This is a genomic window from Streptomyces sp. WG5, from assembly GCF_049974565.1.
Taxonomy (GTDB): Bacteria; Actinomycetota; Actinomycetes; order Streptomycetales; family Streptomycetaceae; genus Streptomyces.
Genome location: NZ_JBNGGC010000013.1, coordinates 1 through 16875, shown reverse-complemented (window position 1 = coordinate 16875; position 16875 = coordinate 1). Strand labels below are relative to the sequence as shown.

At 73.7% G+C, this 16875-nt stretch carries 16 protein-coding genes; 13 read left to right on the top strand and 3 right to left on the bottom strand.

Annotation, left to right across the window (positions count from 1 at the left end; translation table 11 throughout):
- Window positions 1-119 precede the first annotated feature (119 nt).
- The 4 genes from ACP4IX_RS15790 (at window position 120) to ACP4IX_RS15775 (ending at window position 2912) form a co-directional block, all read left to right on the top strand.
- The gene (locus tag ACP4IX_RS15790; RefSeq protein WP_426522778.1) at window positions 120-446 is read left to right on the top strand and encodes a TraR/DksA C4-type zinc finger protein; all 327 of its coding nucleotides are present in this window, start codon (window positions 120-122) and stop codon (window positions 444-446) included.
- Window positions 447-501: 55 nt separating this feature from the next.
- Window positions 502-882, top strand: a complete 381-nt coding sequence (locus ACP4IX_RS15785) for a TraR/DksA family transcriptional regulator (RefSeq protein ID WP_426555963.1) — start codon at window positions 502-504, stop codon at window positions 880-882.
- The gene (locus ACP4IX_RS15780) at window positions 879-1703 is read left to right on the top strand and encodes a rod shape-determining protein (RefSeq protein WP_426555876.1); all 825 of its coding nucleotides are present in this window, start codon (window positions 879-881) and stop codon (window positions 1701-1703) included. The genes ACP4IX_RS15785 and ACP4IX_RS15780 overlap by 4 nt, the downstream gene beginning before the upstream one ends.
- A gap of 570 nt (window positions 1704-2273) precedes the next feature.
- Window positions 2274-2912 carry an Rv1733c family protein gene (locus ACP4IX_RS15775; protein WP_426555875.1) on the top strand — a complete coding sequence of 213 codons (639 nt, stop codon included), beginning with the start codon at window positions 2274-2276 and terminating at the stop codon, window positions 2910-2912.
- Between the two features lie 138 nt (window positions 2913-3050).
- On the opposite strand, the gene ACP4IX_RS15770 is transcribed toward ACP4IX_RS15775, so the two are convergent.
- Window positions 3051-3839, bottom strand: a complete 789-nt coding sequence (locus ACP4IX_RS15770; protein WP_426522781.1) for a hypothetical protein — start codon at window positions 3837-3839, stop codon at window positions 3051-3053.
- Window positions 3840-4001: 162 nt separating this feature from the next.
- Entirely contained in the window at window positions 4002-5711 is a 1710-nt protein-coding gene (locus ACP4IX_RS15765; RefSeq protein ID WP_426522782.1) for a PucR family transcriptional regulator, read from the bottom strand.
- A gap of 284 nt (window positions 5712-5995) precedes the next feature.
- Between ACP4IX_RS15765 and ACP4IX_RS15760 the strand changes: the two genes are divergently transcribed.
- The 5 genes from ACP4IX_RS15760 to ACP4IX_RS15740 all read left to right on the top strand — a co-directional run bounded on the left by ACP4IX_RS15760 (window position 5996) and on the right by ACP4IX_RS15740 (window position 12859).
- Window positions 5996-6886, top strand: a complete 891-nt coding sequence (locus ACP4IX_RS15760; protein ID WP_426522783.1) for an FAD binding domain-containing protein — start codon at window positions 5996-5998, stop codon at window positions 6884-6886.
- Entirely contained in the window at window positions 6886-7500 is a 615-nt protein-coding gene (locus ACP4IX_RS15755) for a (2Fe-2S)-binding protein (protein WP_426522784.1), read from the top strand. Before ACP4IX_RS15760 ends, ACP4IX_RS15755 begins: the two co-directional genes overlap by 1 nt.
- 2 nt (window positions 7501-7502) lie before the next feature.
- Window positions 7503-9887: a xanthine dehydrogenase family protein molybdopterin-binding subunit gene (locus ACP4IX_RS15750; protein ID WP_426555874.1), complete on the top strand. Its 2385-nt coding sequence runs from the start codon at window positions 7503-7505 to the stop codon at window positions 9885-9887.
- A 313-nt stretch (window positions 9888-10200) separates the two neighbouring features.
- Window positions 10201-11658, top strand: a complete 1458-nt coding sequence (locus ACP4IX_RS15745; RefSeq protein WP_426555873.1) for an NCS2 family permease — start codon at window positions 10201-10203, stop codon at window positions 11656-11658.
- A gap of 49 nt (window positions 11659-11707) precedes the next feature.
- The gene (locus tag ACP4IX_RS15740; RefSeq protein WP_426555872.1) at window positions 11708-12859 is read left to right on the top strand and encodes an XdhC family protein; all 1152 of its coding nucleotides are present in this window, start codon (window positions 11708-11710) and stop codon (window positions 12857-12859) included.
- A gap of 62 nt (window positions 12860-12921) precedes the next feature.
- Here ACP4IX_RS15740 and ACP4IX_RS15735 read toward each other — a convergent pair whose 3' ends face one another.
- Window positions 12922-13836 carry an MBL fold metallo-hydrolase gene (locus ACP4IX_RS15735; RefSeq protein ID WP_426522788.1) on the bottom strand — a complete coding sequence of 305 codons (915 nt, stop codon included), beginning with the start codon at window positions 13834-13836 and terminating at the stop codon, window positions 12922-12924.
- A 209-nt stretch (window positions 13837-14045) separates the two neighbouring features.
- Between ACP4IX_RS15735 and ACP4IX_RS15730 the strand changes: the two genes are divergently transcribed.
- The 4 genes from ACP4IX_RS15730 to ACP4IX_RS15715 all read left to right on the top strand — a co-directional run bounded on the left by ACP4IX_RS15730 (window position 14046) and on the right by ACP4IX_RS15715 (window position 16759).
- Window positions 14046-14255 (top strand): hypothetical protein, encoded by a 210-nt coding sequence (locus ACP4IX_RS15730; RefSeq protein WP_426522789.1) that lies wholly within the window; start codon window positions 14046-14048, stop codon window positions 14253-14255.
- Complete coding sequence (locus ACP4IX_RS15725; protein WP_426555871.1) at window positions 14242-15633, top strand: amidase; 1392 nt, start codon at window positions 14242-14244, stop codon at window positions 15631-15633. Before ACP4IX_RS15730 ends, ACP4IX_RS15725 begins: the two co-directional genes overlap by 14 nt.
- A 156-nt stretch (window positions 15634-15789) precedes the next feature.
- Window positions 15790-16353, top strand: a complete 564-nt coding sequence (locus ACP4IX_RS15720; RefSeq protein ID WP_426522791.1) for a TetR/AcrR family transcriptional regulator — start codon at window positions 15790-15792, stop codon at window positions 16351-16353.
- A 4-nt stretch (window positions 16354-16357) separates the two neighbouring features.
- Window positions 16358-16759: a hypothetical protein gene (locus ACP4IX_RS15715; RefSeq protein ID WP_426555870.1), complete on the top strand. Its 402-nt coding sequence runs from the start codon at window positions 16358-16360 to the stop codon at window positions 16757-16759.
- Window positions 16760-16875: the final 116 nt, after the last annotated feature.

The following is a 16875-nucleotide window of genomic DNA, read 5'->3' as shown; positions in this document are numbered from 1 at the left end:
CGATGGGCTTCCTCCGGCGGCACAGCCATGGTTGAGGCTGACCGGGTCCGTTCGGCCCGGCGCTCGCCGTACCCGCAGGCCCTTCTGAGAAGCAGGCCCTGTCGAGAAGAGGACTCGCCGTGTCGCTCGACACCTCCCGCATCGAACCCCGCCCCGAGCGGCTGACCGCCCACGAGGCACGCCAGCGCCTCGAACACGCCCGCAACACCCGGCTGACCCAGCTACAGGCCCTCGGGGAGAGCGGCCAGGCGGACGACCAGCTGATGTCCGCGCAGAAGGCCGCCATCGAGCGGGTCCTCAAGGAGATCGAGGAGGCCTTCGCCCGTATCGAGGACGGCACCTACGGCACCTGCCTGGGCTGCGGCAAGCCCGTCCCGGGGGAGCGCCTGGAAATCCTCCCGTACACGCGGTACTGCGTCGCCTGCCAGCGCCGCGCCGCCGCCTGACCACCGTCCGTCCAGTCTTCGTCTCCCGCCCCGCCCAAGGGGTGAAGTGGGTGAAGTGGTGAACAACCAGATCATCGGCGACCGCGACACGCTTGTGTCGCCTCTGTCGCCCGAGGACCTCGCCGCGCTCCGGGACAGCCTTCACGAGCAGCGGCTGTTCCGCGAGGAGCAGCTGCGGCAGATCGCGACCGTCCCGTCCCGCGCCGACGAGCTGATCCAGCGGCGGTCCGCCGCGCAGACCGAGGTGCGGGTCAAGCTCGCGGCCTCCGCGCGCATGGTCCTCGCCGACGTGGAAGCCGCACTCGAGCGCATGGCCGAGGGCCGTTACGGCATCTGCCATCTGTGCCGGCGTCCCATCGACCGCGAGCGCCTGGTGGTCGTGCCGCAGGCCCGCTACTGCGCTCGCTGCCAGCAGGTGCGGGAGGCCGGACGATGACCGTGGTGCGCCGGCCCGGCGCCGCCCTGGGCCGGCACCGCCCGTGGCCGCTGTGCCGCCAGTGCAGCGGCGTCGCCCTCGACATGGGCAGCGCCCGGACCCGGGCCTGGGTCGCCGGGCGCGGAATGATCCTCGACGTGCCGACGGTGACCTTCCCCGGCACCGGCGCGGTCCACCCCATCCGGCGCGGCTCCATCGTCGACACCCAGGGCACGGCGCGGATGCTCGACCGGCTGCTCGGCCACCGCCTGCCCCGCTTCGCCCGTCCCCTGGTCGTGGTGACCGCGCCGGTGCTGGACGGGTTCGCCTACCGGGCCGAGGCCCGTACGGCCGTGGAGGTGCTGCGCCCGCGCAGCGTGCTGACCGTCCCCAGCGCGCGCGCCGTGGCCCTCGCGGCGGGCGCGGACCTGTTCCGGCCGCTGCTCGTGATCGACATCGGCGCGCATCTGACCGAGGTGGTCCTGCTGGTGGACGGCGCCGTTCACGACGCGCGCCGCACCGCGCTGGGCACGGGGGACATCGACGACGTCACCCCGGCCGCGCGGATCAGCGAGGCGGTGGCCGACATGACGACCTCGATGCTGCGGCAGGACAGTACGTCCCTCACCGTCGACGCCCTGAGCAGGGGGCCGCTGCTCGCGGGCGGGGGCGCCCTGCGTCCCGAGGTCACCTGTCACCTCACCGACAGGCTGCATGTGGCCCTGCGTGCCGTGCCGGCGCCGCACACGGCCGCCGTGCGCGGCGCCGCCAAGCTCCTGGAGGCCGCGCACTCCCACCCGTCGACCACCGGCACGGACCCACCGGACGAGCACCCGCACTGACCCGGCCGCCGCGGTCCGCGGACACTCACCCGGTGTGCGCGGGTCCCGGCCGCTCCGCGGCGGCTCACCCGGCGCGCTCGGGCCCCGGCTCGACCCGGCCCGCCCGCCACCAGGGCCGCCGACCGGCCCGCGGCCCCGAACGCGCGGCCCCGAGCCCGTGGTCCGAGCCGTGACCCCGAGCGCACGGGCGCAGCGCGGAGGCGGCGCCCCGGCCCGGTCCACATCAGCCGGCCGCCACTCCACCGTCGTCCCGAGCGGTCCCGAACAGACGCGGACCGCCTCCGAACAGACGGCGGACCCACCCCCGCCCCGGCCGCGACACCCGAGCCCGCCCGGCCCGGCAGCCGACGGGTGGCGGACGAGCTCCGCTGCGCCGACGCGGGGCCGACCACCCCGTCGGCCCGTCCGGCCGTACTCACCGAGCCCCCGAACCCCCCGGCCCCCCGAACCCCCCGGCCCCCCCCCGAGCCCCCTCCCGAATCCCACCCGACCTCGCCGTCGTCGTCGCACCGGCGGCGGCGCCGCTCCGGCAGCCCGGCCCAGGAACCCGACCCAGGAAGGAGGCGCACCGTGGCTGGTGAGATACCTCCCGCACAGCCACCGCCCGCAGCTCCCGACCCCGGACGACATCCGTACCTCCTGCTGTGGCGGTGGCGGCGCAATCCCCTGCGGCGCCGTACCGACCTGCTGCAGGCCTGGGTCGCCCTCGGGCTCCTGCTCGCCGTGCTGGTGTCGGCCCCGGCGGCGATGTTCGCGGTGGGCGACACCGCCCACCGCCACTACCGGGGGACCGCCGAGCACGAGGCCGACACCCGGGACCACCGCCCCGCGGTCCTCGTTCACGACGCCCCGCGCCACCCGGAGCCCGGCTCGGACGAGGCGAAGAAGACCCGGTATCCGGTCAAGGTGCGGTTCAGCGGTCCGGGCGGCGGGACGCGGACCGGGAAGACCGACGTCGAGCCGGGGCTGCCCGCGGGCAGCACCGTCCTGGTCTGGGTCGACACGGCAGGGAAGATCACCGAGCCGCCGCTGACCGCGGAGCAGATCCGCAGCCGCACGATGGGCTGGGCGATCGTCGCCTTCCTGGGCGTCGTCCTCACCGGTCTCGCCGCCCACGGGATCACCGGGCTCCTGCTGCGACGGCGCAACCTCGCCGGGTGGGACGCCGCCTGGGCCGTCACGGCCCCGCGCTGGAGCAGGTTCCCGTGACGGCCGCCGGGCCGTGTGCGGTCGCGTCGTCCTCTGTGCGTGTCGCCGGGCTGTGTGTCGCGGCGTCGCCCTCTGCACGTGGCTCGGGGCCTCGGGCCGTCCCGGCGTCCCTTGCCCCTGCCGCCGGGCTGCGCGCCGTCACGCCGTCGCCGCGCCCGCGGCCGGCGGTGCCAGCTGCCGGGCCAGCCACGTCGGTACACCGCCCAGCAGCCGGAACAGCCGCCGCGCCTCCTCCCGCAGCCGCGACGCCTCCGGTTCGGCCTCCGCGTCCGCGAGCGACACCAGCGCCGGCGCCGTACCGACGAGGTACCCCAGCTCCTCGCGGATCCGCAGCGACTCGGCGAAACCGTGCCGCGCCTCGGCCAACTCCCCTTCCCGCAGGGCGAGTCCGGCCAGGTGGCGCCAGGTGAAGGACTGGAGCAGTGGGTCGGCGTGCGCGGTCGCCCCCGCGTGCGCCCGCCGGTACGCCGCGCGGGCGGCCTGCGGCGAGCGGGTCAGGTTCTCCGCCAGCAGTCCGCGCCGGAAGTCCAGCAGCGCCCGCCCCCCGGCCCCCGGCGCGATCAGCGCCGCCGCCCGGCCCAGCGCGGCCCGCGCCTCGTCGGCCCGGTCCCGCACCCCGTGCACCGTGGCGGCGTAGGCGAGCTGCCCGCGTTCGCAAGCGGCGGCTCCGCGCTCGTCGTCGCTGTGGGCCAGTGCCTCGGCGGCGCGCAGCGCGTCCTCGGCCTCCGCCCAGCCCTGCTCGGTGTACAGGCACCGCTCCACCAGCAGCGCGGTCCGCTGCAAGGCGGTGGCCGCGGTGACCGGCTCCAGCAGGGCCGCCGCGTCGGCCCAGCAGGCGCGCGAGCGCAACCGCCATACGGCGGTCTGGAGCGGATCGTCACCTTCGGTCGTTCCCCAACCAGAACCGGCCATGGCGGAATGCGCCACGTCGCCCTCCCTTGGCACGCCATCGAGCTCTCGAGTGGTGGGCGCATCTCAGCACGGATCCGGCGGCTCGGCCAAGAGGATGGGTGAAACTTTTCACAAAGTCGTGGGACTTCCCGGTCCCGAGGTTTGGGACCGTTTCGGGGCCGCGGGCGCCCCGCGGTCTCAGCTCATCCGCAGTGCCAGGAAGAAATCGAGCTTGTCCTCGAGGCGTGACAGGTCGCGCCCCGTCAACTGCTCGATCCGTCCGACCCGGTAGCGCAGCGTGTTGACGTGCAGGTGGAGCCGGGTCGCGCAGCGCGTCCAGGAGCCGTCGCAGTCGAGGAACGACTCCAGCGTCGGAATGAGCTCGGCGCGGTGGCGGCGGTCGTAGTCCCGCAGCGGGTCCAGCAGCCGGGCGGTGAAGGCCCGGCGGACGTCGTCGGGGACGAAGGGGAGCAGCAGGACGTGCGAGGCCAGTTCCTGGTGGCCGGCCGCGCACACCCGGCCGGGGCGCGCGGCGGCGACCCGCCGTGCGTGCCGCGCCTCCTCCAGCGCGCCGCGCAGCCCCTCCGCCGAGTGCACGGCGGCGCTGACCCCGAGCGTGACCCGCCCGTCGCCGTCCAGCCCGGCCGACAGCGGTTCCTGGACGGACGCCAGCAGCGCGTCCGCGAGGATGCCGGCCTCGGAGCCGTCGTGCTCGCTGGAGACCGCCGGCAGCGGTACGAGGGCGACGGCCTCCTCGCCGGTGTGCGCCACCGCGATGCGGTCGGACTGCTCGGGGCCGGTGGCTGACGGGTCGACGAGGATTTCCTCCAGCAGGGTCTGGGCGACCGGGCCGGTGACCGCCGGGCCCTCCGTGCCGTCCTCCCACTCGACGCGGGCCACGACGACCTGCCAGTGCGGGGCCGCGCCGAGGCCCGGCAGCAGGACCGGTGCCGCGACCCGCAGCCGGGCCGCGATCTCGGCGGGCGCGGCGCCCGTCTGCACGAGTTCCAGGACTTCCTGCGCGAGCCGCCGCCGCACCGTGCGCGCCGCGTCCCGGCGGTCCCGCTCGACCGCGATCAGCTGCGTGACGCCGTAGAGCAGGTCGAGCCGTTCCCCGGCCCAGTCCCCGGCGTCCGCCTCCACGACCAGCAGCCAGTCGGACAGCACCGTCTCGCGCACGTCCCGGGGGGCCTGCGGCAGGCGACCCGCGCCGGCGCCGGGCGGGCGGTGCCCCGAGCCGTGCACCGGGAAGAGGCTGTACGTCGTCGCGCCCAGGGTCACCCGGTGCGGCGCGCGCCGGCCCGCGCGGGTGGCCGCGAGGTGTTCCGCCGCCAGTTGCGCGCACACCTGCGAGGACAGGGCGGAGCCCGCGTCCTTCGGGCCGGCGACGGGACGCCCGGTCGGGGACAGCACCCACGCCCGCAGGTCGAGGTCGGAGCCGAGCAGGTCCAGGACGACGTCGGGGCCGCCGCCCGCCGGGCCGGAGGTCATCATCCGGCGGTGCCGGTCCACCACGGCCGCGAGGTCGCCGGCCCGCTCGCCGGACACCTGGCGGACGACATGCTCGGTGATGGTCGCGAAGGCGACCGACTCGTTCACCGCGAACAGCGGCAGCCGGTGCCGCGCGCACGCCAGCACCAGGTCCTCGGGCACGCTTCCCAGCTCCGCCTCACCCGCGGCGAGGGCGGCCACCTGGGCCTGCACCAGGAGGCGGACGAACGGCTCGGAGTCGGCGGCGTCCCGGCGCCAGGCCAGGCCGGTGAGGACCAGTTCCCCGCCGGAGAGGTAGCGGCTGGGGTCCCGCAGGTCGGTGGTCATCACGCCCCGCACGGAGCGGTCCAGCTCGTCCTCGCCGCCGAGCAGCTTGAGGCCCAGCGCGTCGGTGTCCAGCAGTGCGCGCAGCCGCATTCTCGTCGCCGCCGTTCTTTGTCTCGAAGTGGTCCAGGTCACGCGGCTGTGTCGCCCGTTTCCGGAGGAAAACGAGGAGGTGACTGAGGACCTCCATTCATACGAATCTACAAGATGCCCGCGCTGGCCAGCCAACTCCTTCATGGTTTCTGCGACTGACCCTGGTGGAGCACCGGCCGGTGTACTGAGCGCACTCCCCGTGAACAGCACTTGAACGAGCCGGGCCCGCCGCACACGGATTGGCTCAATCTGTACGACTCACCAGACGAAGAAGAGAGCCGGTCATGGACTTCCTTCGCCCCGCCAGCTGGGAGGAGGCGCTCGCCGCGAAGGCCGAGCACCCCACCGCTGTGCCGATTGCGGGTGGCACCGACGTGATGGTCGAGATCAACTTCGACCATCGCAGGCCCGAGTACCTGATGGACCTGAACCGCATCGGCGACCTCTCCGAGTGGGAGGTCGGCGAGGACACCGTGCGACTCGGCGCCTCCGTCCCGTACACCCGGATCATGGAACACCTCCGCACCGAACTCCCCGGACTCGCCCTCGCCTCGCACACGGTCGCCTCCCCGCAGATCCGTAACCGCGGCGGCGTGGGCGGGAACCTCGGCACCGCCTCGCCGGCCGGCGACGCCCACCCGGCGCTGCTCGCCGCCGGTGCCGAGGTCGAGGCGGAGTCGGTGCGCGGCAGGCGGCTGATCCCGATCGACGCCTTCTACAAGGGCGTGAAGCGCAACGCGCTGGAGCCCGACGAGCTGATCCGGGCCGTGCACGTGAAGAAGGCCGACGGGCCGCAGCAGTTCTCCAAGGTCGGCACCCGCAACGCCATGGTCATCGCCGTGTGCGCCTTCGGTCTCGCCCTGCACCCCGAGAGCCGCACCGTCCGCACCGGCATCGGCTCGGCCGCGCCCACGCCGGTCCGGGCCGCGGCCGCCGAGGAGTTCCTGAACGCGGCGCTCGACGAGGGCGGATTCTGGGACAACGGAAAGATCATCACCCCGTCGGTCGCCAAGCAGTTCGCGGACCTGTGCTCCGCCGCCTGCAACCCGATCGACGACGTCCGGGGCACCGCGAGCTACCGCCGCCACGCGGTCGGCGTCATGGCCCGCCGGACGCTCACCTGGACCTGGGAGTCGTACCGCGGCGCCCGCCACACCACGGAGGGAGCCGCGTAATGCGCGTCAACTTCACTGTCAACGGACGTCCGCAGGAAGCCGACGACGTGTGGGAGGGCGAGTCCCTGCTGTACGTGCTGCGCGAGCGGATGGGCCTGCCCGGTTCCAAGAACGCCTGTGAGCAGGGCGAGTGCGGCTCCTGCACGGTCCGCCTGGACGGAGTTCCGGTCTGCTCCTGCCTGGTCGCGGCCGGTCAGGCGCAGGGCCGCGAGGTCGTCACCGTCGAGGGCCTGGCCGACTTCGCCAAGGAACGCGCCCAGGGCTGCGCCACCGGCGCCTGCGGCGACGCGAACGGCGGAAGCAGCGGCGCGGGCCAGGGCACCACCCTCGACCAGGCCAAGCGGTGGCAGGCCAAGGGCACCGACTCGCAGACCGGCGAGGGCACCGAACTCGCCCCGGTCCAGCAGGCGTTCATCGACGCCGGCGCCGTCCAGTGCGGCTTCTGCACGCCCGGTCTGCTGGTCGCCGCCGACGAGATGCTGGAGCGCAACCCGAACCCGACCGACGCGGACATCCGCGAGGCGCTGTCGGGCAACCTGTGCCGCTGCACGGGCTACGAGAAGATCATGGACGCGGTCCGCCTGGCCGCGGCCCGTCAGTCCGAGGGGGTCTGAACATGGCTGCCACCGGCGTACCCACGAAAATCACCCAGGGATCCCAGACCAGGGGCGGCATCGGCGAGTCCACGCTCCGCCCGGACGGCACCCTCAAGGTCACCGGCGAGTTCGCGTACTCGTCCGACATGTGGCACGAGGACATGCTCTGGGGCCAGATCCTGCGCTCCACCGTCGCACACGCCGAGATCGTCTCCATCGACACGGGGGAGGCCCTCGCCCTGGCCGGCGTGTACGCCGTCATGACGTACGACGACCTGCCCACCGACGTGCGCGCCTACGGCCTGGAGATCCGGGACACCCCGGTCCTCGCGCACGGCAAGGTACGCCACCACGGCGAACCGGTCGCGATCGTCGCCGCCGACCACCCGGAGACCGCGCGCCGCGCCGCCGCCAAGATCAAGGTGGAGTACCGGGAGCTGCCCGTCATCACCGACGAGGCCTCCGCGACCGCCCCCGACGCGATCCTCGTCCACGAGAACCGCGACGACCACCACGTCGGCCACGTCCCGCACCCCAACATCGTGCACCGCCAGCCGATCGTCCGCGGCGACGCCGACGGGGCCGCCGCCCGCGCCGACGTGATCGTCAAGGGCGAGTACTACTTCGGCATGCAGGACCAGGCCTTCCTCGGCCCCGAGTCCGGCCTCGCGGTGCCGTCCGAGGACGGCGGCGTCGAGCTGTACGTCGCCACCCAGTGGCTCCACTCCGACCTGCGTCAGATCGCGCCCGTGCTCGGCCTGCCCGAGGACAAGGTGCGCATGACCCTGTCCGGCGTCGGCGGCGCGTTCGGCGGGCGCGAGGACCTGTCGATGCAGATCCACGCCTGCCTGCTGGCGATGCGCACCGGCAAGCCGGTCAAGATCGTCTACAACCGCTTCGAATCCTTCTTCGGCCACGTCCACCGCCACCCGGCGACGCTCCACTACGAGCACGGCGCCACCAAGGACGGCAGGCTCACGCACCTGAAGTGCCGCATCGTCCTGGACGGCGGCGCCTACGCCTCCGCCTCCCCGGCGGTCGTCGGCAACGCCGCCTCCCTGGCCGTCGGCCCGTACGTGGTCGACGACGTGGACATCGAGGCCATCGCCCTCTACTCCAACAACCCGCCCTGCGGCGCGATGCGCGGCTTCGGCGCGGTCCAGGCGTGCTTCGCCTACGAGGCGCAGATGGACAAGGTGGCCAAGGAACTCGGCATGGACCCGGTCGAGTTCCGCCGGATCAACGCCATGGAGCAGGGCACCGTCATGCCCACCGGCCAGCCGGTCGACTCCCCGGCGCCGGTCGCCGAACTGCTCCGCCGCGTCAAGGCGATGCCGATGCCGCCGGAGCGGCAGTGGGAGTCCAGCGAGGGGGCCGACGTACGGCAGCTGCCCGGCGGCCTGTCCAACACCACGCACGGCGAGGGCGTCGTCCGCGGCGTCGGCTACGCGGTCGGCATCAAGAACGTCGGTTTCTCCGAGGGCTTCGACGACTACTCCACGGCCAGGGTCCGCGTGGAGGTCGTCGGCGGCGAGCCGGTGGCCACCGTGCACACCGCCATGGCGGAGGTCGGCCAGGGCGGCGTCACCGTCCACGCGCAGATCGCCCGCACCGAACTGGGCGTCACCCAGGTCACCATCCACCCGGCGGACACCCAGGTCGGCTCGGCCGGCTCCACCTCCGCCTCCCGGCAGACGTACGTCACCGGCGGCGCCGTGAAGAACGCCTGCGAGCTGGTCCGCGAGAAGGTCCTGGAGATCGGCCGCCGCAAGTTCGGCTCCTCCCACCCGGCCTGGGCCACCGCCGAACTCCTCCTGGAGAGCGGCAAGGTCGTCACCGACGGCGGAGAGGTCCTCTCCGACCTGGCCGACGTCCTGGAGGGCGAGGCCGTCGAGGTCGAGGAGGAGTGGCGGCACCGGCCGACCGAACCCTTCGACCTGCGCACCGGCCAGGGCAACGGCCACGTCCAGTACTCCTTCGCCGCGCACCGCGCCGTCGTCGAGGTCGACACGGAGCTCGGCCTGGTCAAGGTGATCGAGCTGGCCTGCGCCCAGGACGTCGGCAAGGCGCTCAACCCGCTCTCCGTCATCGGGCAGATCCAGGGCGGCACCATCCAGGGCATGGGCATCGCGGTGATGGAGGAGATCGTCGTCGATCCCAGGACCGCGAAGGTCAGGAACCCGTCCTTCACGGACTACCTGCTCCCCACCATCCTCGACACGCCGACCATCCCGGTCGACGTGCTCGAACTCGCCGACGACCACGCGCCGTACGGGCTGCGCGGCATCGGCGAGGCACCCACCCTGTCGTCGACCCCGGCGGTCCTCGCGGCCATCCGGAACGCGACCGGGCTGGCGCTCGACCGCACGCCGGTACGACCGGAACACCTCACCGGCACGGCGTGAGTGAACCTCCGGGCGGCGCACGGAACGTCACACACTCCGCGCCGCCCGGAGCACAGCCCGAGTACCGCTCCGCTCGCGGTGCTCGAAGCACGATCCACGCGCACCACGGCACGCGCACCACGGCAGGCGCACTACACAAGCACCACTGCACATGCGCCACCGCACATGCACCACCACACAAGCAACACCGCACATGCACCACTGCACACGCGTTCGTCTCGGGCCGTCCCCCGGGTCGTACCCATCCCAAATCCCGCGACCGCCGCCCCGGCGGTCGACCCGGGTGCACCTATGAACCTTGGGAGACGGCCCCATGACCCAGCAGTCAGTGGAGCCCAGGACCACCGCCGAGGACGCGGGCGCGGGTTCCCGCGTCCCCGCCGGCCGGTCTTGGCTCGACCGGTACTTCCACATCACCCACCGAGGATCCACCGTCGCGCGTGAGGTGCGCGGCGGCACCACCACCTTCATGGCGATGGCGTACATCGTCCTGCTCAACCCCGTGATCCTGTCCGGCAAGGACGCCGCGGGGGACACCCTGGGCCAGAAGGCCCTGATCACCGCGACGGCGCTCGCCGCGGCGGTCACCACGCTGCTGATGGGCTTCGTCGGCAAGGTGCCGCTCGCCCTGGCCGCCGGACTCTCGGTGTCCGGGGTGATCGCCGGACAGGTCGTCCCCCAGATGACCTGGCCGCAGGCCATGGGCATGTGTGTGATGTACGGCGTGGTGATCATGCTGCTCGTGGTCACCGGGCTCCGCGAGATGATCATGAACGCGATCCCGCTCGCCCTCAAGCACGGCATCACCATGGGCATCGGCCTGTTCATCGCCATCATCGGCCTGGTCAAGGGCGGTTTCGTCCATGCGGGCGAGGCGACCCCGCTCACCCTCGGCCCCGCCGGCGAACTCGCGGGCTGGCCCGTCCTGCTCTTCGCGGGCACCCTGCTCCTGATCTTCATGCTCCAGGCGCGCGACATGCCCGGCGCGATCCTGATCGGCATCGTCACCGGCACGATCGTCGCCTCCGTGCTGAACGCCACCGGCGTCATCGACCCCGAGCAGTGGGCCAACGGCGCCCCCGAACTGCACGGCAGCGCCGTCTCCATGCCGGACTTCTCGCTCTTCGGCGACCTGGAGTTCGGCGGCTGGGGCGAGGTCGGCGCGATGACGGTCGGCATGATCGTCTTCACGCTGGTGCTGGCCGGGTTCTTCGACGCGATGGCCACGATCATCGGCGTCGGCACCGAGGCGAAGCTCGCCGACGACAAGGGCCGGATGCCGGGCCTGTCGAAGGCGCTGTTCGTCGACGGCGCCGGCGGCGCGATCGGCGGTGTGGCGGGCGGCTCCGGCCAGACCGTCTTCGTCGAGTCCGCGACCGGTGTCGGGGAAGGCGCCCGCACCGGACTCGCCTCGGTCGTCACCGGCCTGTTCTTCGCGGCCTGCCTCTTCTTCACGCCGATCACCGCGATCGTGCCGCAGGAGGTCGCCTCCGCCGCGCTGGTCGTCATCGGCGCGATGATGATGATGAACGCCCGGCACGTGGACTGGGCCGACCGGGCCACCGCGATCCCGGTCTTCCTGACCGTCGTCCTCATGCCGTTCACGTACTCCATCACCGCGGGTGTCGCCGCCGGCGTCATCTCCTACGTCGCCGTCAAGGCCGCCCAGGGCAAGGCCCGGGAGATCGGCGCGTTCATGTGGGCCCTGACGGTGATCTTCATCGTCTACTTCGCCCTCAACCCGATCGAGAGCTGGCTGGGCGTGCACTAGCCGCCGCCCGGGAACCCGTCACGCACCCTTCGTCAAAGGAGACCGACAGATGCTGGACATCGCCGAGGAGCTGGACCGGTGGGTCGAGCAGGGACGCGACTTCGCCGTGGCCACCGTGGTGGCCGTCGGCGGCAGCGCCCCGCGCCAGCCCGGCGCCGCCCTCGCGGTGGGCGCCGACGGCACGGCGATCGGCTCGGTCTCCGGCGGCTGCGTGGAGGGCGCCGTGTACGAGCTGTGCCGGCAGGCCCTCCAGGACGGCGTAACCGTCCTGGAGCGCTTCGGCTACAGCGACGAGGACGCCTTCGCCGTGGGTCTGACCTGCGGCGGGGTCATCGACATCCTCGTCACGCCGGTACGGGCTCACGACCCCGCCCGTCCGGCGCTGGCCGCCGCGCTCGCCGCCGCCGCGCGAGGTGAGGCGGCGGCGGTGGCCCGGATCGTGAGTGGTCCGGCGGAACTGACCGGCCGCGCGCTCGTCGTCCACCCGGACGGCACCCGCACCGGCGGCTTCGGCGCCCACCCCGAACTGGACCGCACGGTGGCCGCCGAGACGGGCGCCTTCCTGGACGCCGGCCGCACCGGCACCCTGGAGATCGGCGAGCGGGGCTCGCGTTGCGGAGCGCCGCTCACGCTGCTGATCGAGTCCTCGGTCCCGGCACCCCGCATGATCGTCTTCGGGGCGATCGACTTCGCCTCGGCCCTGGTCCGCGCCGGCAAGTTCCTCGGCTACCACGTGACGGTGTGCGACGCGCGCCCCGTCTTCGCGACGCAGGCCCGCTTCCCCGACGCGGACGAGATCGTCGTCGAGTGGCCCCACGAGTACCTCGCGCGCACCGAGGTCGACGCGCGCACGGTGCTGTGCGTCCTGACCCACGACGCCAAGTTCGACGTACCGCTGCTCCGGCTGGCGCTGCGCCTGCCGGTGGCCTACGTCGGCGCGATGGGCTCCCGCCGCACCCACCTCGACCGCGACGCCCGCCTGCGCGAGGTCGGCGTGAGCGACCTGGAGCTGACCCGCCTCAGGTCCCCCATCGGCCTCGACCTCGGCGCCCGCACCCCCGAGGAGACGGCCCTGTCCATCGCCGCCGAGATCGTCGCGACCCGCCGCGGCGGCACGGGCGCCTCCCTGACCGGCGCCCACACGCCGATCCACCACGACGGCCCGGCGGCACCGGCGGGGCGCATCGGCTCGGTCGCCTAGCAAGGTGCGTGCGCGCACGGTCGAAGCGCTGCCCGGACCCGTGCGGGGCACGGCACACCGGATCAGTGCGGGTCGGCGGGGACGGGCGAGAGCCGGTAGGCGCCCTCATGGGTGACGACACGGCCGGCGGTGGGCGGCGCGAAGTGGGTGCCCAGGACGAGGGTGTCCGTGCCGGCGAGCGAGCCGAGCAGCGTGCGGCGCGAGGCCTCGGACCGCTCGGGCTCGATGTCGACGCAGGCCCCGATGGCGGGGTGAGCGAGCTGGACGGGGTGGTGGATGCAGTCGCCGGTGATCACAGCCGTCTCTCCGCGGCTGGTCAGTTCGACGGCGAGGTGGCCAGGGGTGTGCCCGGGGGTGGGGATGAGGCGCAGGCCCGGGACGACCTCGACGCCGTCGGCGGGGACGTCGACGAGGTCGAGCAGGCCCGCCTCCTCCACCGGGATCACGGAGTCGCGGAACATCTGCCCGCGCGCCTCCTCCATGTCGTACCCGGCCCAGAACTCCCGCTCGACGCGCGAGGTGAGGTAGCGGGCTCCGGGGAAGGTGGGGACCCACTCGCCGTTCACCTCGTGGGTGTTCCAGCCGACGTGGTCGGCGTGCAGGTGGGTGAGGACCACCAGGTCGACGGAGTCCGGGGGGAATCCGGCGGCGGTGAGGCGCTGAAGGTAGTCGGTGTCCAGGTCGTGCCAGGCGGGGTTGGCCCGCTCCTTGCCGTTGCCGATGCCGGTGTCCACCAGGATGCGCAGCCCGCCGGCGGTGAACGCGAAGCTGTGGCTGTCGATGTGCAGGACGCCCTCGTCGTCGGCGAAGTGGGGGCGCAGCCAGTCCTGCCCGGTGACGACGTCCGGTGTCGCGCCGGGCAGCAGCCACGGCCCGGTGGCGGGCGGCAGGAGGACCTCGTCGACGCGGTGGACGGTCACGTCGCCCACGGTCCAGGAGGGGACGGCGGTCGGGTCGGTGGCCGGTGCGGTGCTCATGATCGGTCGTTTCCCTGTGTCTCGTCACGGATGGTCGTGCTGTGCCGGCCGGATCGCGCAGGTGCGCGGGGGATGACGGCGGACATGGGACTCCTCGCACTAAACGCAATAGGTTTGCTTTAGCCGACCGTAGGCTCTACGGTCGGCTAAAGCAAACCTTTAGCCTTTGTCGCGAGGGTTGCTCCCCCAGCCCTGAGGAGAGAGCCTCCATGTCCTCCGCCGAACTCACCCCGCCGGAAGCGGCCCGCTGGGCCGCCCGCGCCGGGCTCCCGCTGCCGGACGGCCGCCACGCCGCGGTCGCGGCCACCGCCCACCACATCCACTCCGTCGTCGCGGTCCTGCGGGAGCTGGACTTCGGGGACACCCCGCCCGCCCCCGCCTACCGCACGGAACAGGACACCCGCGATGCAGCCGTATGAACTCTCCCTGAGCGCGGCCGCCGACCTGATCCGGGCCCGGCGGCTGTCCCCCGTCGAGCTGGCCGACTCCGTCCTGGAGCGCGTCGAACAGGTGGAGCCGCACCTTCGGGCCTACGTCACCGTCACCGCCGAGCGCACCCGCCGGGCCGCGCGCGAAGCCGGGAACGACATCGCGGCCGGCCGCTACCGTGGTCCGCTGCACGGCATCCCGATGGGCCTCAAGGACCTGATCGACGTCGTCGGCGTGGCTACGTCCGCCAGCTCCCGCGTCCGAGCCGGCCACCGCGCGCAGGCCGACAGCACCGTCGCCGCACGCCTGTCGGCGGCCGGAGCCGTCCTGGTCGGCAAGACCCACACCCACGAGTTCGCCTACGGGCTGACCACCCCGCAGACCAGCAACGCCTGGGACACCGGCCGGGTCGCCGGCGGCTCCAGCGGCGGATCCGCCGTCGCCGTCGCCGCCGGCACGGCGACCTTCACCCTGGGCACCGACACCGGCGGATCGATCCGGGTGCCCGCCGCGCTGAACGGGGTCGTCGGCCTCAAGCCGACCTACGGCCTCGTCCCCCGCCACGGCGTCACGTCCCTGTCCTGGTCACTGGACCACGTCGGCCCGATCACCCGCACCGTCGAGGACGCGTCCCTGGTCCTGACCGCCCTGGCCGGGCACGACCCCCGGGACCCCGCCTCCCTGACCACACCCGCCACGGACTACCGGCCGGCCTCGGACACGGACCTGACGGGGCTGCGCGTGGGTGTGCCGCGCAACTACTACTTCGACCACGTCGACGAGGAGGTGGAAGCCGCCGTACGGCGCGCGATCAGCCGGCTCCAGGCCCTCGGCGCACGCCTCGTCGAGGTCGAGATCCCCATGACCCGCTACATCCAGGCCACCCAGTGGGGTCTGATGGTGCCCGAGGCGACCGCCTACCACGAGAGCACCCTGCGCACGGTCCCCGAGCTCTACCAGACGGACGTCCGCACCCTCCTCGAGGCCGGGGAACTCATGCCCGCCGGGGACTACCTGCGCGCCCAGCGCGCCCGCACCCTCATGCGGCAGGAGTGGGCGCGCGTGTTGCGGGAGGTCGACCTGATCGCCGCCCCCTCCGTACCGGCGACCGCGGTCAAGGCCGGCCAGGAGACCGTCACCTGGGCCGACGGCACCGTCGAGGGCGTCTCCGACGCCTACGTACGCCTCTCGTCCCCCGCCGACATCACCGGGGTGCCGTCCCTGTCCGTCCCCGTCGGCCACGATGCGGCGGGCATGCCGATCGGCATGCAGCTGCTCGGGCGACCGCTCGGCGAGAGCGTGCTCCTGCGGGCCGGCCACGCCTACGAGCAGACGCAGCCCGCCCGCGAGCTCGCGCGCGCGGCGTGACCGAGCGCCTTGGGCCCGGCCCGATCACCCCGGCCGGGCCGAACGCGCCGTCCGGCCGCGACCGGCCGGCTGCCGCGAGGAGAGGACCATCGCACGGAGGCAGGACGGAAGACGGACGCCCGCTAGACGCAATGATTTTGCTTTAAGATGGGTTCTATGAGCAGGCAGATGGCGCGCCCCGGGGGGCGCAGCGCCCGGGTGCAGGCATCGGTCCACGCCGCCGTACGCGAACTCGAGTCGGAAGTGGGCCGGGACGCCCTGACCGTACCGCTGGTCGCCCAGCGTGCGGGCGTGACGCCGTCGACGATCTACCGCCGTTGGGGAGACCTGCAGGAGCTGTTGTCGGACGTGGCGGTCGAGCGTCTGCGGCCCGACACCGCACCCGGCGACCACGGTGCCATGTCGTCCGACCTGACGGCCTGGGCCGAGCAGTTCCTCGACGAGATGGCCTCCCCCACCGGCCGGGCCTACATCCGCGACGCCCTGCTCGGCGATCCGGACGGCAGCAACGCCGGCCAGTGCTCGGCGTACGCCGCCGACCAGATCAGCCTCATCCTCACCCGAGCGGCTGACCGCGGGGAGAAAACGCCCGACGTCGAGGCGGTCGTCGACCGCGTCGTCGCGCCCATGATGTACCGCATCCTCTTCCGCCCGGACGGGCTCGACGCCGCGTACGCGCGCCGACTCGTCGCGGAGGTCCTCGGCCGGACCGGCCCATGACCGGGTGATCGCACCGGCGTGCCCCGCCGGCGGCGCCTGCGACGCCCGGGCCCCGAAGGCCGGCAGGACCCCGCCGGGTCCCGTCGCGGGCGGCGAGGGTGCCGCGGCCGAGGCCGACCGCATCGCCGCCCTCCGCCCCCACCACGGTCGGACGGCCGAGGCCCGCCGCGAGGCAGGCCGTCACCGACCCCGGCGGCAGGACACCTGCCGCCGTCGGCGGCCACCCGTGGAACGGGCTGTCGCCCGGCTCGTCCCCCGGGGCGGCCGGCGCCTGCGATACCGCGGCACCACCGCGAACACCGCCTGGCCCCCCGACCGGGCAGCCGTCCTCGACCTCCGCCGCCTGATCGGCCTCGGTCCCACCCGCACCGACCACACCCCGCACCTCGGCGTGGCCGCCGGATGACCGGAGGGGCGGGCCCGCCCCCCGCCGGGGGGGGGGCCGGGGCGACGGCCTTGGACCGACTGCCACCGACCGGGGGACCGGTGCCGCGGCCGACCCGCCGGTGCCGCGGCGGGGCG